Origin of the sequence: Crossiella sp. SN42, assembly GCF_023897065.1 — a bacterium.
Classification (GTDB): domain Bacteria; phylum Actinomycetota; class Actinomycetes; order Mycobacteriales; family Pseudonocardiaceae; genus Crossiella.
The window spans coordinates 148469-166115 of record NZ_JAMHIV010000002.1; the positions used below are offsets into that span (position 1 = coordinate 148469).

At 71.2% G+C, this 17647-nt stretch carries 13 protein-coding genes; 3 read left to right on the forward strand and 10 right to left on the reverse strand.

Annotation, left to right across the window (positions count from 1 at the left end; all coding sequences use genetic code 11):
• On the reverse strand, nucleotides 1-4983 hold the full coding sequence (locus tag M8C13_RS03405; RefSeq protein WP_252478958.1) for an SdrD B-like domain-containing protein: 4983 nt from the start codon (nucleotides 4981-4983) through the stop codon (nucleotides 1-3).
• A 438-nt stretch (nucleotides 4984-5421) separates the two neighbouring features.
• Between M8C13_RS03405 and M8C13_RS03410 the strand changes: the two genes are divergently transcribed.
• Both M8C13_RS03410 and prcB read left to right on the forward strand, forming a co-directional pair.
• Nucleotides 5422-6480: an NlpC/P60 family protein gene (locus tag M8C13_RS03410; RefSeq protein ID WP_252478959.1), complete on the forward strand. Its 1059-nt coding sequence runs from the start codon at nucleotides 5422-5424 to the stop codon at nucleotides 6478-6480.
• A 76-nt stretch (nucleotides 6481-6556) separates the two neighbouring features.
• Nucleotides 6557-7336 (forward strand): proteasome subunit beta, encoded by a 780-nt coding sequence (gene prcB, locus M8C13_RS03415; protein WP_252478960.1) that lies wholly within the window; start codon nucleotides 6557-6559, stop codon nucleotides 7334-7336.
• 10 nt (nucleotides 7337-7346) lie between these two features.
• On the opposite strand, the gene M8C13_RS03420 is transcribed toward prcB, so the two are convergent.
• The 7 genes from M8C13_RS03420 to M8C13_RS03450 all read right to left on the reverse strand — a co-directional run bounded on the left by M8C13_RS03420 (nucleotide 7347) and on the right by M8C13_RS03450 (nucleotide 15665).
• Nucleotides 7347-8177 carry a nitroreductase/quinone reductase family protein gene (locus M8C13_RS03420; RefSeq protein WP_252478961.1) on the reverse strand — a complete coding sequence of 277 codons (831 nt, stop codon included), beginning with the start codon at nucleotides 8175-8177 and terminating at the stop codon, nucleotides 7347-7349.
• Between the two features lie 331 nt (nucleotides 8178-8508).
• The gene (locus tag M8C13_RS03425; protein WP_252478962.1) at nucleotides 8509-9174 is read right to left on the reverse strand and encodes a hypothetical protein; all 666 of its coding nucleotides are present in this window, start codon (nucleotides 9172-9174) and stop codon (nucleotides 8509-8511) included.
• Between the two features lie 33 nt (nucleotides 9175-9207).
• On the reverse strand, nucleotides 9208-10962 hold the full coding sequence (locus M8C13_RS03430) for a hypothetical protein (RefSeq protein WP_252478963.1): 1755 nt from the start codon (nucleotides 10960-10962) through the stop codon (nucleotides 9208-9210).
• A 63-nt stretch (nucleotides 10963-11025) separates the two neighbouring features.
• On the reverse strand, nucleotides 11026-12045 hold the full coding sequence (locus tag M8C13_RS03435) for an ABC transporter permease (protein ID WP_252478964.1): 1020 nt from the start codon (nucleotides 12043-12045) through the stop codon (nucleotides 11026-11028).
• On the reverse strand, nucleotides 12042-13580 hold the full coding sequence (locus M8C13_RS03440; protein ID WP_252478965.1) for a sugar ABC transporter ATP-binding protein: 1539 nt from the start codon (nucleotides 13578-13580) through the stop codon (nucleotides 12042-12044). Before M8C13_RS03440 ends, M8C13_RS03435 begins: the two co-directional genes overlap by 4 nt.
• Nucleotides 13581-13590: 10 nt before the next feature.
• Nucleotides 13591-14550, reverse strand: coding sequence for a sugar ABC transporter substrate-binding protein (locus M8C13_RS03445; RefSeq protein WP_252478966.1), 960 nt, complete (start codon nucleotides 14548-14550; stop codon nucleotides 13591-13593).
• A gap of 41 nt (nucleotides 14551-14591) precedes the next feature.
• Nucleotides 14592-15665, reverse strand: a complete 1074-nt coding sequence (locus M8C13_RS03450) for a LacI family DNA-binding transcriptional regulator (RefSeq protein WP_252478967.1) — start codon at nucleotides 15663-15665, stop codon at nucleotides 14592-14594.
• A 186-nt stretch (nucleotides 15666-15851) separates the two neighbouring features.
• On the opposite strand from M8C13_RS03450, the gene M8C13_RS03455 reads away from it, so the two are divergent.
• Nucleotides 15852-16571 (forward strand): VOC family protein, encoded by a 720-nt coding sequence (locus tag M8C13_RS03455; protein ID WP_252478968.1) that lies wholly within the window; start codon nucleotides 15852-15854, stop codon nucleotides 16569-16571.
• A 47-nt stretch (nucleotides 16572-16618) separates the two neighbouring features.
• Here the strand turns inward: M8C13_RS03455 and M8C13_RS03460 are convergent, their stop codons facing one another.
• Both M8C13_RS03460 and M8C13_RS03465 read right to left on the reverse strand, forming a co-directional pair.
• On the reverse strand, nucleotides 16619-17167 hold the full coding sequence (locus M8C13_RS03460; RefSeq protein ID WP_252478969.1) for a snapalysin family zinc-dependent metalloprotease: 549 nt from the start codon (nucleotides 17165-17167) through the stop codon (nucleotides 16619-16621).
• 121 nt (nucleotides 17168-17288) lie between these two features.
• The gene (locus M8C13_RS03465) at nucleotides 17289-17639 is read right to left on the reverse strand and encodes a hypothetical protein (protein ID WP_252478970.1); all 351 of its coding nucleotides are present in this window, start codon (nucleotides 17637-17639) and stop codon (nucleotides 17289-17291) included.
• Nucleotides 17640-17647: the final 8 nt, after the last annotated feature.

Below are 17647 nucleotides of genomic sequence, written 5' to 3' on the forward strand. Positions count from 1 at the left end.
TCAGCTGCGGCGCCTCCGTTTCCGGAAGGTCGTGGCCACCAGCCCGCTGCCGCCCAACAGGAGCAGCAGGCCCCAGGCGACCAGCGGCCCGGTCTCCTCACCGGTGTCGGCCAGCTTGCCCGGGCCGGCCAGCTTGCCGGGGTCCGGCTTACCCGCGTTCACGGTGAGGTCGACAGTGTCGGTGTTGTTGGTCAACGTGGTTTCCACCTGCCCGTCAAGGGGTTTGGTGGTCGCGGTGCTCACCAGCGAGGCCCCTGGGGTCTTCGCGGCGGTCACCACCGTCACCGGCGGGGTCTTGCCGCCGGGCAGCAGCACGTCCGGCCGGGTGCACACGACCTCTTGGCCGTTGACCGAGCACGTCCAGCCGTCGCCGGTCACCGAGGTGATGGTCAGGCCGGGCGGCACGGTCTGCCGGTACTCCTGGCCCTGCACCGGGGTGTTGCCGGTGTTGCTGACCACGCCGGTGTAGGTGACCTTCTCGCCGGTGTTGGCGGTCGGCCGGTCCACGGTCAGCTCCACCGCGAGGTCCGCCTTGGCCGCCACCAGACCAGCGTCCACATCGGACCGTTGGGTGATCTTGCCGTCCGCCACCGTGATCGCGATCGCCGGGGTGCGGCCGGTCACGATGTCCGGGTCGGACCCGGTGGCGTCGGTGCCCTTGCCCGCGGGCGTGAACGCCTTGCCACCGGGCAGCTGGAAGCCGACCTGGTAGCTGCCCGCCGGGACATCGGTGAACCGGTACTTGCCGTCGGCCCCGGTGGTGGTCTTGGCCACCTCGGCGCCCTTGTCGTCGTAGAGGACCACGGTCACCCCGGCCACCCCGGGCTCACCCGCGTCCTGCACGCCGTCGGCGTTGGTGTCCGCCCAGACGAAGTCACCGATCGAGCCGAGCTGCTCGCCGAAGTCCGCCTTGCCGGTGCCACCCGCGGGCACGGTCACCTTCACCTCGTCCGGGGTGGTGGTGCCGTAGCCACCCGGCTGGTTCTCCCGCACGGTGTAGTCACCGGGCGGCAGACCGGGGAAGGCGTAGTTGCCGGCGGCGTCGGTGCTGGTCTTGCCGACCTCCTTCCCGTCCTTGTCCAGCAACACGATCTCCACCCCGGACAGGCGCTTGGCCTCGGCCGGGTCCAGCACGCCGTCGCCGTCGGTGTCCACCCACACGGTGCCGGTGATCGCGGCCCCGACCTCGCCGAAGTCGTACCCGGTGGCCGCGGTGCCCGCAGGCAGCGTCAGCTTGACCGAGTCCGGCGGGGCCAGCGTGCCGCCCGCGGAACCGACCGCGTCCTTGCCGTCGGCGTAGTCCGCGGGCTGGGTCTCGGTGACGGTGTAGTCGCCACCGAGCAGCCGGTCGAACAGGTAGTCGCCCTTGGCGTCGGTGACCACGTTCATGGCCACCGGCTTCCCGGCGGCGTCGGTGCCGGTGAGGGTCACCGTGGCACCGGGGATGCCGGGTTCACCGGCGTCCTGGACCCCGTTGTTGTTGGTGTCCACGTACACCGTGCCCGCGAGCGAGGACCGCTTCTCGGTGAAGGTGTACCCGGTGCCGCTCTGGCCGGGCGTCAGCGTGATGCCGCTGAAGGTGTCCGGCAGCTGCGGGGTGCCACCGGCGGAACCGGGGGTGTCCGGGCCGTCGCCGAAGCCCGGCGGCTGCGTCTCGGTCACCGTGTAGGTGCCGGGCGGCAGGTTCGGGAACGACCAGGTGCCGTCTTCCTTCGTCGTGGCGGTGGTCTTGTTGCCGTCCTTGTCGGTCAACGTGATCGTCACATCCGGGATCGGGGTGCCGTCGTCCTCCACGACCTTGCCGGAGATCCCGGCCGGGGGCAGTTCGCCGAAGTCGTAGCCCATGGCCGCGCTGCCCGCGGGCAGGTTGATGCCGGCCACCTTGTCGTTGCTGACCGTGCCACCGGCGTTACCGGCCTTGTCCTTGCCGTCGAGGTAGTCGCCCGGCTGGGTCTCGGTCACGGTGTAGTTGCCGGACAACAGCTTGGTGAACTCGTAGGAGCCACCGTTCGCGGTGGTCACCGTCTTGCTCACCGGCTGGCCGTTGGCGTCGGTGCCGGTCAACGTGACCGTGGCACCGTCGATCCCGGTCTCACCGCTGTCCATGATGCCGTTGTTGTTGGCATCGACGTAGACGTGGCCACCGATCATGGCCCTGGTTTCCTTGAACACGTACTCGGTACCGCTCTGGCCCGGTGTCAGCGTGATGCCGCTGATGGTGTCCGGCAGCATCACCGTGCCACCGGCGGAACCTGGGGTGTCCGGCCCGTCGCCAAATCCGGGCGGCTGCGTCTCGGTCACCGTGTAGGTGCCAGGAGGCAGGTTCGGGAACGACCAGGTGCCGTCCGGTTTCGTCGTGGTGGTCTTGTTGACCGGGTTGCCACTGGCGTCGGTGCCGGTCAACGTGATCGTCACGCCCGGGATCGGGGTGCCGTCGTCCTCGGTGACCTTGCCGGAGATCCCGGCCGGGACCAGCTCGCCGAAGTCGTAGCCGGTGGCCGCGGTGCCGCCGGGCAGCAGGATCGCGGCGACGGTGTCGTTGCCGGCCAGGCCGCCCGCGCTGCCCGCCTTGTCCTTGCCGTCCAGGTAGTCCGGCGGCTGGGTCTCGGTCACCGTGTAGCCGCCGGAGAGCAGCCGGTCGAAGACGTACTTGCCTTCGGCGTCGGTGGTGGCGGTCTTGCTGACCGGCTGGCCGTTGGCGTCCGTGCCGGTCAACGTCACGGTGGCGCCGGGGATCGGCGCTTCACCGGCATCGCGCACGCCGTTGTTGTTGGCATCGGCGTAGACCTGGCCCGCGATCGAGGACCGCTGCTCGGTGAAGACGTTGCCGGGCGCGTTCTCGCCGGGGTCGAGGGTGATGCCGCTGATGGTGTCCGGCGGGGTGGCCGAACCACCGGCCGGGCCGGGGGTGTCCGGGCCGTCACCGAAGCCGGGCGGCTGGGTCTCGGTCACGTTGTAGTTGCCCGGCGGCAGGTTCGGGAACGACCAGGAACCGTCCGAAGTGGACGTTGTGGTCTTGTTCACCGGTTTGCCGTCGGCGTCGGTGCCGGTCAACGTGATCGTCACACCGGGGATCGGCGTGCCGTCGTCCTCCACCACCTTGCCGGAGATCCCGGCAGGCGGCAGTTCGCCGAAGTCGTAGCCGGTGGCCGCCTGGCCGAGGCCGAGGGTGACCCCGGTGACGGTGTCGTCGCCGAGCTCGCCGCGAGCGGAACCCGCCTTGTCCTTGCCGTCGAGGTAGCCCGCCGGCTGGGTCTCGGTGACCGTGTAGCTGCCGGGCCGGAGCCGGCCGAAGGTGTAACTGCCGTCGGCGGCGGTGGTCGTGGTCAGGTTGACCGGGTTGCCCGCGTCATCGGTGCCGGTGAGCTTGACCGTGGTGCCGGGGATCGGGGCCTCGCCGGTGTCGCGCACGCCGTTGTTGTTGGCGTCCACGTACACCTGACCGGCCAGGCTGCCCGTGGGCAGCTCGGCGAAGTTGTTGCCAGGACTGGATCCGCCCGGTGGCAGCGTGACCGTGAAGGCGTCGTTCCCGGCCGCGGCGGCGTTTGTGCCCGGGGTGTCCTTGCCGTCGTTGTAGCCCGGTGGCTGGGTCTCCTTCACCTGGTAGGTGCCTGCGGGCACGTTCGGGAAGGAGTACTTGCCGTCCGCGCCGGTGGTCGTGGTCAGGCTGACCGGGTTCCCGGCCAGGTCCTGACCGGTGAGGGTCACCGTGACCCCGGCGATCCCGCCGTCATCGGGGTTGTTCAGCGCGCCGTTGTCGTTGCGGTCGCTGAACACCGTGCCGGAGACCGTGCCCAGCGGCGGGCGGTAGCCAAAATCCGCGGTCAGCACGTCCTGACCGGCGCTGAGCTTCACCAGGGTCTTGTTGTCCTTGGTGGCATCGGGATCCCCGGTCTGGGTGTACCCGGCGGGCAACGTGGCCGGGTCGACCCGCACGGTCCAGTCGAAGGCGGGCAGCTGCTCGAACAGGTACTTGCCGTTGGCGTCCGTGGTCGCGGTCTGCACCACATTGCCTTGCGGGTCAAGGAGTTGCACCTTGACCCCGGCGATCCCGGGTTCGCCGGGGTCCTGCTTGCCGTCGCCGTCGATGTCGGTGTAGAGGGTGTCGCCGATGCTGCCGGTGCCCAGGCAGGTGGTGAAGAAGTTGAGCCGCACCGCGTGGCTGTCGGAGACCGAGTTGGCCGGCGCGGTCAGCGGCGGGATCGGCGGCGGGTAGCTGGGACCCGCTTCGGCGGCTTCGTCGTCGGGGCCGTTGGAGTAGGCCAGCACGAACTCGGTGACCGGCTCGTTGGTCCGGCCGCGCAGCGTGCCCGCCGGGTCGTCCGGGTTGACGTCGCCGATGGTGTTGAGCTGGTAGGGGCCGCCGACCGCGGTGCCGCCGGTGATCACCGGGCGGGGCCCGCCGAGCGGGGTCAGCGTGACGCCGACCGGCAGGCCCTGGCGGTTGGCGGTGAACAGGATCTGGTCCTGGAAGGAGTTCCACGGCTCCTCGGCCGGGGAGGCGCCCAGGCCCGCGTAGTCGATGTCGCCGACGGAGAAGTTGGGCAGCAGCACCGGGTGCGAGAACTTGAACCGGAACGTCATGGTGTCGCCGACGTTGAGGCTGTTCATCTCGATGGTGAGGAAGCCGGGCCCGAAGGCGCCGTCGGTCTCGGTGTAGGTGCGCGGGTCCCAGCCGAACAGGCTGCCGCCGGAGTTGGCCTCACCGGTGTCCTGCAACGGGTTCGAGTCGTCGCCGTTGCGGTTGGCCGGGTCGCTGAGGGAGATGTTGAGGTCCAGGCCGGAGCCCGCGATATTGGTGGCCGAGGCGCTGGTGGAGTTGCGCGGCCACTTCACCGCGCCGTTGGCGCCCCAGGTGATCGGCACCGCGGTGGTGCCTGCTGGACAGACCGGTGGCTGTGCCTGTGCCGCGGGCGGGGCGACACCGCCACCGGCGATGGTCAGACCGCCCACCATCAGTGCCGGGGTGATCCCCGCCGCCACCCTGCTCCGCCAGCGTCTGTGCCGCCGGCCCTCACCACTAGCCACCGAGAACCTCCCGTACGCTTGCGGCGCCACGGACAGCGCGCCGGCACGATCATCAGGGCTGCTAAACCAGACCTCTCCCGGAGAACCCCTAACGGGTAACGCGTTCCCCTTGTCCGGTTACCGTGGCTTGTGGACTGTCCACCTCGGACTGATGAACGAACTCGCTGCGTGACCAAGTTTCCGGCGCAACCACCGATCAGGGTCCACAGTGGACTCCGCTGCCGCGAACGGATGAATCCGGTGGCGGGCAGGCGGAGTGCGCCCGGCACCCGGCGGCGGGCTGTGCTAACCCTGGCCACGCACAGCGAACACCAATCACGACGAGCACACCGGGGAGATCACCGAATGCCGTCTGGCCGAGCCGGGGCGCGTCTCGCCCTGTTGACCTTCGGAGTGGCCACGCTCGTGTCGGCGCCCGCCGTGGCTTCGGCCGCGCCCGCCGACGAAGCCCTGGACCCTCCCGCCGCACCGCCCGTCCTCTCCCCCGCCGCCCGGCCGGCCACCCAGGTGGTCGCGACCGAGGCGCTGGCCAGGGTCGCCGAGACCCAGCGCCGCCTGGCCGCGGTGGAGGCCGCGCTGACCAGGTTCGACCAGAGCGTGCGCGCCGGTGACCTCAAGGCCGCGCGGACCGTGCTCACCGGTGTCGAGCAGCTGTGCGCCGAGCCGCAGCCCGACCCGGCGCTCGCCGGGGTCGCGCGCGGCTGGACCGGGGTGGTGGCCGCCTCCGCGGACCGGCTACAGCGGGAGCACCTGCGCCGCCGGGCCGAGCTGTGCGCGGGCCTGCCCCAGTTGACCGAACGGTTGGCCGAGGCCCAGCTGCGGCAGCGGATGGACCGGGTCGCCGCCGCCCTGCCCACGCTGCGGACCGGCAGCAGGGACGCCGAGTCGGTGCGCCAGCTCAAGACCCTGCTGACCAAGGCGGTCGGCGCGCGGCTGTCCCCGAAGAACCCGGCCTACGGGCCCGGCACCACCGCCGCGGTGCGCGGGTTCCAGGCCGACCGGGCCCTGCCGGTGACCGGCAGGGTGGACCGGCTGACCTGGCGGGAGCTGCTGGTCGCCAACGGCGGCCTGCCCGCGCCCGCGGTCTTCGGCGGCCGGGCGCCCTCGGAGCGGGCGGCCACCGCGGTGCACGCGGCGCTGAGCCAGCTCGGGCTGCCGTACGAGTGGGGCGCGGTGAAGCCGGGTGAGAGCTTCGACTGCTCCGGGCTGACCAGCTGGGCCTACCGGCAGGCTGGGGTGGCGCTGCCCCGGCACTCCACCGACCAGGCGGTGGGACAGCCGGTGGACCGCACGGACCTGCGGCCCGGCGACCTGATCGTGTGGCAGGGGCACGTGGCGATGTACGTGGACCGGGGCCGGATGATCGAGGCCGGTGACCCGGTGCGGCTGACCCCGCTGCGCACCACCAATGTCGGCATGCCGTTCCTGGGGTTCTTCCGGCCAACCGCCTAGCCCGCTTGTCGGGTTCTTCCGGCCAACCGCCTAGCCCGCTTGTCCAGGTAGGCCGCCGTGCGCTTAGCTGATCGACATGGCCGACTCCTCGTTCCTCCGCCACCTGTCGACCGAGGCACCGCACCTGCTGCCCTGGCACCAGGTGCCGCGCACGGCGGTCAGCGCCCCGCACGGCACCACGGTGCTGGCGGCGGTCTTCGACGGTGGCGTGGTGATGGCCGGTGACCGCAGGGCGACCGCGGGCCACCTGATCGCGCAGCGCGACCTGGAGAAGGTCCGGCAGGCCGACGAGCACTCGGTGGTCGCCTTCGCGGGCACCGTGGGCATCGCGGTCGAGCTGGTCCGGCTGTTCCAGGTCGAGCTGGAGCACTACGAGAAGATCGAGGGTGTCTCGCTGACCCTGGAGGGCAAGGCCAACCAGCTGAACTCCATGGTCAAGGGCAACTTCGGGCTGGCCCAGCAGGGGCTGGCGGTGGTGCCGCTGTACGCGGGGTTCGACGTGACCAGGGGCATCGGGCGGATCTTCACCTACGAGGTGATCGGCGGCCGCACCGAGGAGACCACCTACGCCGCGGTCGGCTCGGGCTCGGTGTTCGCCAACAGCGCGCTGAAGAAGCTGTTCCGGCCGGGCCTGTCCGAGCAGCAGGCGGTGCGGGCCTGTGTGGAGGCGCTCTACGACGCCGCCGACGAGGACACCGCCACCGGCGGCCCCGACCTGACCCGCGGCATCTTCCCGGTGGTCGCGGTGGTCACCGCCGAGGGCTTCCGCCGGTACACCGACGAGGAGGCCGCCACGGTGGGCCGCACGGTCGTGGCAGATCGCACCACCCGCCCCGGCGGCCCCACCGCGGTCTGACCGCCGCGGGTCATGACATGGCGGCTTCCAGCACCGGGATGAGCTGGGCCTCCTCGTAGTCGAGGTGGCGTTCGAGCTCGTCGGTGAGGCGCTCGACCTCGGCCAGGACCACCGCGGGGTCGGCGTCCTGGTTGTCCAGGGCCGCACGCAGCTCGGTGGTCAGCTGCTCGATCCGGACGTGCTCGGCGCGCAGCCGTTCGATGGTGGGCGCGAACTCGGGGAACTTGTCGGTGAGGAACGGGAAGATCGCCATGTCCTCGCCGGTGTGGTGGTTGTGCAGTCCCGCGCACAGCGTCAGGCAGTTGATCCGCAGCTGCACGCCGAGCGTCCGTCCGGACTTGGCGAACTCGGTCCGGATCAGCTCCAGCTCCCGCCGGAACGCGTTGTGCACCAGCTTGAGCGCCTCACCGGGGGACTTGGCGTTCGGCGGCCCCCCGGAGACGGCCTCCAGGATGACCACCGGGATCACCCTGGTGGTCTTGGCCTGGTACTCGGCCCAGCCGGCGTCGGCTTCCACCGCGCGGACGAACGCCTGGTCACGGGCCTCCCCGGTGAGCACGGTGGCCTTGGCCTCGTAGGTGAACACGCCGTCCTCGACCGTCAGCAGCGGGTTGGCCACCAGGTTGTGGAACCAGTCCGGGTGCTTGGGCGAGCCACCGGCACTGCCGATGATCATGGTGCGGCCGTCGCCGTCCGGGTAGTAGCCGACCGGGTTGGTGTGCGGCTGCCCGCTGCGGGCGCCGGTGGTGGTGATGAGCAGCAGCCGGGAACCCTCGAAATAGCCGCCGACGCGACCGTTGTTGGCCCGGAACTCCTCGATGACCTGCTTGTTGAAATCCATTTGTCTCCATTCTTCGGGCATGACTGAGCACCGCTCGTGATGACGAGCGGAAAGGAAAAGGGCAGCCGTCAGCGCGGCGGGTGGTACGGAATGCGCGCAGCGGTCAGCGCAGCCGTCGGCGCTACTGGCACGTGCGGGAGCAGGCGAGCGTCAGCGCAGCTCAGCGAGCTGGTGGCGCGCGAAAGTGACGGGAGAGGACACCGTCAGGAAAGGAACAACTGGGCGGCGGGCCTCTGGCCCACCCTGGCCTCACGCGGAGGCCGGGAACCCAACTCGGTAGTGGCTCAAGGCCGACCCGGCAGTCACGGGGATGACCTTAACCGGATAAACGCTATTCAGGCAACCGGGTGTGCTCCGGCGCGCACTTTTTCCGGTGCCGGAGCTGCCGGAAGGCCAGCAGGGCGAGCACCGCCAGGAACACCACCGCCACGTGCCCGTCGGTGCGCGTGCGGAGCGGATCGGGCGGCAGCATCTCCTGGACGAAGCCCGCGACGCAGAACACCGCGGCGCACACCGCGAACACGGTCAGCTGACGGTCGGTCAGGCCGGCCACGCGCTGGGGCGTGAGCTTGTCCAGGCTCAGCGTGAGCAGGTCGCGGAAGCGGCGTTCGGCGGCCATCGACCACACCCAGAGCACCAGTCCGGCGACCGGCAGCACGACGAGGTCGGCCAGCAGCCGCGGCGGCAGCGGGCCCGGCCCGGCCAGCAGGTTGCCGAGTCCAGCCACGGCCCCGCTGATCAGTACCAGCGGCAGCAGCGCCCAGAGCCAGCGGCCGAGGAACTTCGCGACCAGGACCCGTTTGCGCGGCCCCTGGCGCACCGGTGGGACCGCGGGCGCCTGGATCAGCGGCAGCGGTGGGAGCGGTGGGAGCGGCGGCTCCGGCGCGGGCTGGTTCAGGTAGAAGTGCACGCCGCCCTGGATCATCCCGGCCTGCACCGAGTTGCCGGCCACCGGTCCGTTGACCGTGTTCGAGCTCGGCGGAACCTGCTCAGTCATCATGCCCCCTGGCGTGAAGGGCTCATCCTAGAGTCAGTCCAGCGAGAAGACGTAAGCGTCGTCGTGCACCCGTTTCACGGTCACGTTCAGCTCCCCCAGCTCCGCGGACTGGGCCCGCCGGAACGCCGGGTTGTTGCGTGGCCGGTTGTGCACCACCACCGTGCGCACCCCCAGCTGCCGCAGGTGCGCGACGCTCTCCCGGTCCGGGAAGTTCTTGGTCTTCTTGCGCATTTCGTCGGTGATCCTGGGCAGGAAACCGCTGCCGCCGTTGGCCAGCACCGGGAAGCCGTCGGTGGAGAAGAACATGGTCTGCTGGTCCTCGATCTGCTCCGAGGGCAGGATCAACGCCGGGGAACGCAGCGTGCTCATCGCGACGGGGGCGGCAGGCACCTCGGGGTGGGCGGTGCGGTTGGCGCCTTCGCCCAGCACCAGCAGGGCGGGCAGCACCAGGGCCACAGCGAGCAGCGGCCGGGAGCGCCGGGTCTGGGCGGCACGTTCGGCGAGGTGGGTGATGCCGCCGGCGGCGAGCAGGCCGAGCAGCAGGGTGGTCCACAGCACCAGGCGGCTGGGGGTGCGGATGGCGTCCCAGGCCGGGAGGTAGTGGTAGAGCAGCAGATACGTGTACTCGCCGTCGCCGATGACCTTGGTGCCCAAGGCGAGCACCACCGAGACCGCGGTGCCCACGGCGAGCCAGCAGCGGACCTTGCGGGACCAGGCCGAGACCAGCAACCCGAAGACGGCCAGGGTGATCAGCACGATGCCGACCAGCAGGGTCATCTCGGCGGGGGCGGCCAGGTCGGCGCGGCCGCGTTCGCTGACCTCGCCCCAGATCGCGGACTCACCGGGGGCCAGGAAGAAGCCGTACCAGGGTGGGCTGTGCACGTCGACGTCCCACAGGCTGCGGCGGGCGTCCGGGTTGGCCGCCAGGACCCGCAGGTAGGGCAGGCCCATCAGGACCGAGACCGCGGCGAAGGCCAGGCCGCCTGCCAGGTCCGCGCCGAGCAGGCGGCGGGGGAAGGGCGGGCGGCCGGTGGTGAACCAGCGGATCGCGGCGACCAGGACCACGCCGGCCAGCACGTAGGCGAAGGGCAGGCCGACGCCGAAGCCCAGGGTCAGCTGCCAGGCCGCGACCAGCCAGCCGGCCAGTGCCCAGCCGGGGCGGGCACGATCGGGCTGGTAGCCCTCGCGCAGGCTGAAACCGTGGCCGCGGGCCAGCATCGCCAGGGCCAGCACGATGCCGCCGGTGGACAGGATGTTCAGGTGGCCGCCGTGCGCCAGCCGCCACGGCGCGAAGGCGAAGGCGAAACCCGCCACCGCGGCGCCCTGCCAGCTCGCGCCCAGCTGCCTGGCCAGCGCGTACCCGCCCGCGCAGGCCAGCGCGTAGGCGAAGATGTACAGCAGGTTGTACCGGACCAGCGCGGCTTCCGGGCCCTCGCCGATCAGGCCCGCCGGGGCGTAGCCGAGCAGGCTGTCGCTGAAGGCCAGCGCGTCCTTGGCCGGGAAGAACGCGTTGGTCTGCCACAGGTTGCCGGGGTCGGTGAGCAGCGCGTGGCCGTTCCAGGCGACCTGCCAGGCCTGCAGCAGCGGGTCGGCGGTGTCCTGCGGGATGGTGGTGCTCAGCCCGGCCAGCGTCGGCCAGGTCATCACCATCGCGACAACCAGGGCGAAGGCGCTGGCCAGCACCGGTTCGGCGGTCAGCCAGCCGCGCAGCCGGGTCGCGAAAACCGCCCCCGAGGTGGTCTGGGGGCGGTCTGCCAGCGCGGTCGTGGACCGTTCGTATTCGTTCACCACCGTGAAATACGCTCCAGGTTGCCGTGAGGTTGCCTTGGCGGACCCGGGAGCCTACTGATCTCACATCACGGAGTTGAGACGAGTGGCGAACCGGCGGCGGTAGGCGTCCAGCACCACCGCGACGATGATCACCCCGCCGGTGATCATGGTGCGCTGGAAGTCGGAGACGCCCAGCAGGATCAGGCCGTTGCTGAGCACGCCGAGCAGGCAGGCGCCCAGCAGGGTGCCGATCATCGAGCCGCGACCGCCGGTGAGGCTGGCCCCGCCGATGACCACCGCGGCGATCGCGTTGAGCTCGTAGCCGCTGCCCAGGATCGGGCTGGCGATGTTGAGCCTGGCCATGTAGACCACCGCGGCGATGCCCACGCAGACCCCGGCGATGACGAACACGCTGACCTTGACCCACCCGGTGCGGTGCCCGGCCAGCCGGACCGCCTCCTCGTTGGTGCCCACCGCGTACACCAGCCGCCCGTAGACGGTGCGGCTCAACACGAACCAGCCCAATGCGACCAGCGCCAGCGCCACCACGAACACCGCGGGCAGGCCGAGGAAGGTGGCGGTGCCGAACAGGGTCAGCTCGCGCGGCAGGTTGTAGATGGTCTGCGCACCGGTGTACTCCTGGGCCGCGCCGCGGGCCACGTAGAGCATGCCCAGGGTGACGATGAAGGCAGGCACCTTCCAGCGTTCGGTGACGGCGCCGTTGACCAGTCCGCACAGCGCGCCGACCAGCACCGCGGCCAGCACACCCAGCAGCAGCCCGGTGCCGGGACTGATCGCGTCCCAGGTCATCAGGCTGCCGGAGACCACCGCGCACAGCGCCAGCACCGAGCCGACCGACAGGTCGATGCCGCCGACCAGCACCACGAAGGTCATGCCGACGGCGAGGATGGTGTTGAGGGTGATCTGGGTCATGATGTTGCGGATGTTCTGACCGGTGCCGAACTGCGGGGCGAAGACCAGGAACACCACGACCAGCAGCAGCAGCGCCACGCCGATCCCGGCCTCGCCGAGCACCTGGCCCAGCACCCGGTTGCGCGATCGGGGCGGCGCGGGCGCCTCCGTGGTCAGCAGGTCGGTCATCGACTCGGCCCGTCCTCTTCGTCGGTGGTGGTCAGGTAGCCCGAGTAGGCCAGGGCCAGGATCTTCTCCGCGTCGAACTCCGCGCGGGTCAGCTCACCGGCCAGGCGGCCGCGGGAGAGCACCAGGATCCGGTCGCAGATGCCCATCAGCTCGGGCAGGTCGGAGGAGACCACCAGCACGCCCTTGCCGCCGTCGGCGAGCTCCAGCAGCAGCCGGTGGATCTCGTAGCGGGCGCCCACGTCCACGCCCCTGGTGGGTTCGTCCACGATGAGCACGCCCGGGTCGGCCAGCAACCACCGTCCTAAGAGGACCTTCTGCTGGTTGCCGCCGGAGAGTGCGCGCACCGCCTGCCGCACACCGGAGGTGCGCACGCCGAGCCGGCCGACGAGGGTGGCGGCCACCTCGTCCTCCAGCTTCCGGTTGCGCAGCCCCCAGTGCGAGACCAGCGGCAGCGCGGCCAGCGAGGTGTTCGCGGCCACCGTCATGTCCAGCAGCAGGCCCTGGTCCTTGCGGTCCTCGGCCAGCATGCCGAGTCCATTGTGGACGGAGCGGACCGGCCGGCCGTTCGGGATCGGCTTGCCGCAGACCAGCACCCGGCCACCGGCGCGGCGGTCGGCGCCGTAGAGCGCGCGGACCGCCTCGGTGCGGCCGGAGCCGACCAGCCCGGCCAGCCCGACCACCTCACCGGCGTGCACCACCAGGTCCAGCTCCCCGGTGCCGCCGTAGACCCGCAGCGACTCCGCGCGCAGCAGCTCCGCGCCGGGCGCGCGGGCGGCCTCCGCGCGGGCCGGGAACTCCTGGTCCAGGTCCCGGCCCACCATCAGGCGCACCAGGTCGGCCGCCGCGGTCCCGGCGGCGAGCTGGCTGGCCACGCTCTTGCCGTTGCGCAGCACGGTGATCCGGTCCGCGATGGCCAGCACCTCGGCCAGGTGGTGGGAGATGAACACGATCGCGGTGCCCGCCGCGGCCAGCTCGCGCAGGATGGCCAGCAGCCGGGCGGACTCCGCGCCGGTGAGCGCCGCGGTGGGCTCGTCCAGCACCAGCAGCCTGCTCTCCGCGGTCAGCGCGCGGGCGATCTCCACCAGCTGCCTGGCGGCCAGGCCGAGGCGGCCGACCGGGGTGCGCGGGTCGACCGCGAGGCCGACCCGCGCCAGCAGCTCGACCGCGTCCTGGCGGATCTTCTTCTTGTCCACCAGGCCGAATCGCCGGGGAAGGTGCTCGAAGAACAGGTTCTCCGCGACCGACAGCTCGGGCAGCAGCGCCAGTTCCTGGTGCACCACCCTGATCCCGGCGCGCAGCGCGTCGGCCGGGCCTGCCGGGGCGTGCGGGGCGCCGTCGAAGGTCATCTCGCCCTCGTCCGGCTGGTCCATGCCGGAGAGGCACCGGACCACGGTGGACTTGCCCGCGCCGTTCTCCCCCACCAGGGCGTGGATCTCACCCGGCGCGACCTCGAGGTCGACCCCGGCCAGCGCGATCACCCCGGGGTAGCGTTTGCCGAGGCCGGACAGGCGCAGCAGCGGTTCCCGCACGAGCACCCGGTCCGCCTCAGCCCGCGGCGGACTTGGTCTTGACCTCGACCGGGGTCTTCTGCCAGCCGGTGACCTTCTCGCCCTTGACCATGCGGATGGCCTGGTCGATGCCGCGGGCGGCCTGCGAGGTGGCGTGCTGCTCCACGGTGGCCACCACGGAACCGTTCTGCAGCAACGGCTTGATCGCCGGGATGTTGTCGAAGGAGGCGACCTTCACCTTGCCGCCGAGCCCGGCCTCCTCGATCGCCTTGACCGCGCCCAGCGCCATGCTGTCGTTGGCCGCGAGCACGCCCTTGACGTCGGCGTTGGCGGTGAGCAGCGCGCCGAGCACCGAGTGCGCCTGGTCGGTCTCCCAGTTGGCGGTGCGGGAGGCGACCAGCACCAGCTGGTTCTCCTGGATGGCGTCCTTGAAGCCCTTGACCCGCAGCTCGCCGTTGGCCGCGCCGGGGATGCCCTCCAGGATGATCACCTTGCTGCGCGGGCCGAGCACCTTGGCCAGCTCGACCCCGGCCAGCCGGGCGCCCTCGCGGTTGTCCGGCCCGACGAAGGGCACGTCCAGGTTGGCCTGGCGCAGCGCGCCCGCCTCCAGCTCGACGTCGATGTTGACCACCTTGATGCCGGCGTCCACGGCCTTCTTGACCGAGGCGATCAGAGCGGTGGAGTCGGCGGGGGCGAGCACGATCGCGTCCACCTTCTGCGTGACGCACTTCTCGACCTCGGCGACCTGACCGTCCACATCGGTCTCGTTCGGGATGCCGCTGGCGGTCAGCTTGATGCCGCCCTGGCCCGCGACGTAGTCCTCGGCGCCCTTCTTCATGTTCTTGAAGAACTCGTTCGCCAGGGACTTCATCACCAGGCAGATCTTGGGGTCACCACTGGACGGGGGCACGGTCAGCCCGTTGCTCTCCTGGCCGCAGGCGGCCGCGGTCAGGGCGATGGCGGCCGCGGCGGCGACGACAGAGGATTTCCTCGGCACGGACGAACTCCTTGGGGGGCTTGGAGAATGATGGCTGGTTGTCAGCGCTCGGCGGAGTGGGGCAGGGGAATGGCAACCGGTGGCGCGGGGGCCGAGCAGCCGCCGCCGGCGGGGTCAGGGCAGCCGCAGGAACCGCGGCGCAGCAGGGAGGTGGGCAGCACGATCCGTTTGCCTGCCGGGTTCTCCGCGTCCAGCAGGAGTTTCACCGCGGTCTGGCTGAGCGCGGCCAGCGGCTGGCTGACCGTGGTGAGCGCGGGCACCGGGTAGGCCGAGCCCGCGATGCCGTCGAAGGAGGCGATGGCGATGTCCGCCGGCACCCGCAGGCCCAGCTCCAGCACCGCCCGCAGCACCCCGACGGCCTGTTCGTCGCTGGTGACGAAGATGGCGTCCGGGCGCTCCGCCGAGGTCAGGCCGGTGAGCAGCTCGGTGGCCGCGGTGTAGGCCGACATCCGGCCAAAAGGCGTGTGCAGCAAGGGCAGCTCGTCCGGGTCGACCTCGGCCGCGATCAGCGCGGACCGCCAGCCCAGCACCCGGTCGTCGGTGGGCGAGGCGCAGTGCGGCCCGGCCACGCAGGCGATCCGCCGCCGCCCGTGCCAGAGCAGGTGCTCCACCGCCGTCCGCGAGCCGCCGATGTGGTCGGCGAGCACGGTGCCCGCGGCCAGCCGGGGCAGTTCCCGGTCGACCAGCACGCACCGCACCCCGGAGGAGGCCAGGTCCTCGACGCACTGGGTGGGCGCGCAGGCGGGGATCAGCATCAACCCGTCGATCTTGCGGTCCAGCAGGGTGCGCACCTGCTCGGCCTCCCGGTCGGGGTCCTCCCGGGAGTTGGCCAGCAGCAGCGAGTGCCCCGCGGCGAAGGTGTCCTCGGCGATCTGGGCGGCCAGCTCGGCGAAGAACGGGTTGGCGTTGTCCGGCACCAGCAGGCCCAGGGTCCGGGTCCGGTTGGTGCGCAGCGAGCGGGCGACCGCGTTGGGCCGGTAGCCCAGCTCCTCGATCGCGGCCAGCACCCGGTCCCGGGTGGCCGGCGCGACGTTGCGGGGACCGGCGTTGAGCACGTAGCTGACCACCGACTCCGAAGTGCCGGCAAGCCGCGCGACATCGCGCCGAGTAACCACGAACCGCTCTTTCAACTCGTGTTGATGACGCCGGAACGAGATCACGGATTGGTGTCGGAGCGCAACCCGCCTGATTCGAAACCCTACGACCGGACGGTATGGCGAACGCCCCCGGGGGCCGATTTCGGTAATGGGCCAGCTCGGAATCGCGTTGCACACCTCTGCCGCACCTCTTAGCGTGGCCGGATGCCCGCCACCCTGCTCGCGCTCGGCTTCGACGCCAAGGACCCCGCCGGTCTGGCCCGCTTCTGGGCAGGCGTCCTGAACTGGGAGATCGCGCCGGACGCCCTCGGCGGCATCGCGCTGCTGCCTGATGACGACACCGGCTTCCGGATCAGGTTCCTGCCGACCGAGGCGGAGAAACCCGGCCCGAACCAGGTCCACTTCGACCTGACCAGCAAGTCCACCGAGGACCAGCAGGCCACGGTCGCGCGGGCGCTGGAGCTGGGCGGTCGGCACCTCGACATCGGCCAGCGCCCGGAGGAGGGCCACATCGTGCTGGCCGACCCCGAGGGCAACGAGTTCTGCGTGATCGAGGCGGGCAACAAGTTCCTGGCCGACTGCGGGTTCCTCGGCGCGCTCTCCTCCGACGGCACCCAGGAGGTCGGCTACTTCTGGAGCAAGGCGCTGGGCTGGCCGCTGGTCTGGGACCAGGACCAGGAGACCGCGATCCGCTCGCCGCACGGCGGTCCCAAGATCACCTGGGGCGGGCCGCCGGTGGCCCCGAAGCTGGGCAAGAACCGGCTGCACTTCGACCTCACGCCGTCGGCGGACAGCGACCTGGCCACCGAGGTGGATCGGCTGGTCTCGCTGGGAGCCAAGCGGATCGACCTGGGCCAGGGCGAGGTGGACTGGGTGGTTTTGGCCGATCCGGACGGCAACGAGTTCTGCCTGCACCCGGCCTGACGGCCCGGACCACCGCGCGGTCCGGGCCGTCGGCGCCGGCTGGTCGCTTACGCGGCCGCCAGTTCCCGGTCGTACACCGTGGACTCGATGCTCGACGGGCTGAATCCGCCCGCGAACAGCTGGTTCACCCGCGCCGCCTCCTGGGCGTTCGGGTTGGGGTTGCGGCAGCTGGTGCCCGCGCTGCCGCCGGACATCAGCTGCGAGCAGACGCCGTTGTAGTTGTCCGGCAGGCCGAGGATGTGCCCGATCTCGTGCGCCATGATGCGCAGCGCGTAGTGCCCGGCGTTGACGTCGTTGCGGTCGATGTAGACCAGGCCGCGGCCCAGGCCCTGCGGGTAGGCGCGGCTGCCGCCGCCGGTGGTGACCCGGATGGTCATGGTGGCCGCGCCACCGGAGACCAGGCGGACGTTGGGCACGCGCTGGTTCCAGATCTGGGCCGCCTGGTCGGCGGTGCCCCGGTACTCACCGGCGCCGCTGGCGTTGTAGTAGACGGTGCGGGCCTGCGGGGCGGCGATCGCCGAGGGGGTCAGGCCGATCAGCGTGATCAGGGACAGCAGGGTGGCGGCCAGGATTCCGAGTACGCGTTTGGCTGTCATGGGGGCTCCTTGCTGGCAGGGGGTCGCAAGAAGTCGCGCTGTCTAAGCAGGGATGCAGTCGATTGCGCGATCAATTCAATGTAAATCCCGCCGGTAGTACGGGGGATATCAGACTTTGGTATCAGGCCTGGTGATGACTCATCGCGTCGGCCAGGTGCCGGGCCAGGCGGGCGGCCTGGTCGCGGTCCAGGACCAGGGTCCAGGAGTCCGCGGGCAGGGTGGCGGTGAGCGTGGTGTCACCCGCCGGACCGGGGGTCAGGGACAGGGCGCCCTGGACGCACGGGGTGTTGGTGCGCAGCGACTTGGCCAGTGTCCGCGCGGCCTGCGGCGTCAGCGCGAAGTCGTACTGCTGGGTGCAGCCCAGGCGCAGGTGCAGGCCGTCGGGGGTGTGGGCCAGCTGGCTCACGCAGGTGCCCCGGCTGTCCTGAGCGGTCCAGGTCCGGTAGAAGGCGGGCAGGTGCCAGGTGCGCATCAAGCACA

Coding starts and splice junctions, on each gene's coding strand:
- M8C13_RS03425 (WP_252478962.1), bottom strand. CDS start 9,174: ATGACTGAGCAGGTTCCGCCGAGCTCGAACACGGTCAACGGACCGGTG.
- M8C13_RS03465 (WP_252478970.1), bottom strand. CDS start 17,639: ATGCGCACCTGGCACCTGCCCGCCTTCTACCGGACCTGGACCGCTCAG.
- M8C13_RS03435 (WP_252478964.1), bottom strand. CDS start 12,045: ATGACCGACCTGCTGACCACGGAGGCGCCCGCGCCGCCCCGATCGCGC.
- M8C13_RS03460 (WP_252478969.1), bottom strand. CDS start 17,167: ATGACAGCCAAACGCGTACTCGGAATCCTGGCCGCCACCCTGCTGTCC.
- M8C13_RS03420 (WP_252478961.1), bottom strand. CDS start 8,177: ATGGATTTCAACAAGCAGGTCATCGAGGAGTTCCGGGCCAACAACGGT.
- prcB (WP_252478960.1), top strand. CDS start 6,557: ATGGCCGACTCCTCGTTCCTCCGCCACCTGTCGACCGAGGCACCGCAC.
- M8C13_RS03455 (WP_252478968.1), top strand. CDS start 15,852: ATGCCCGCCACCCTGCTCGCGCTCGGCTTCGACGCCAAGGACCCCGCC.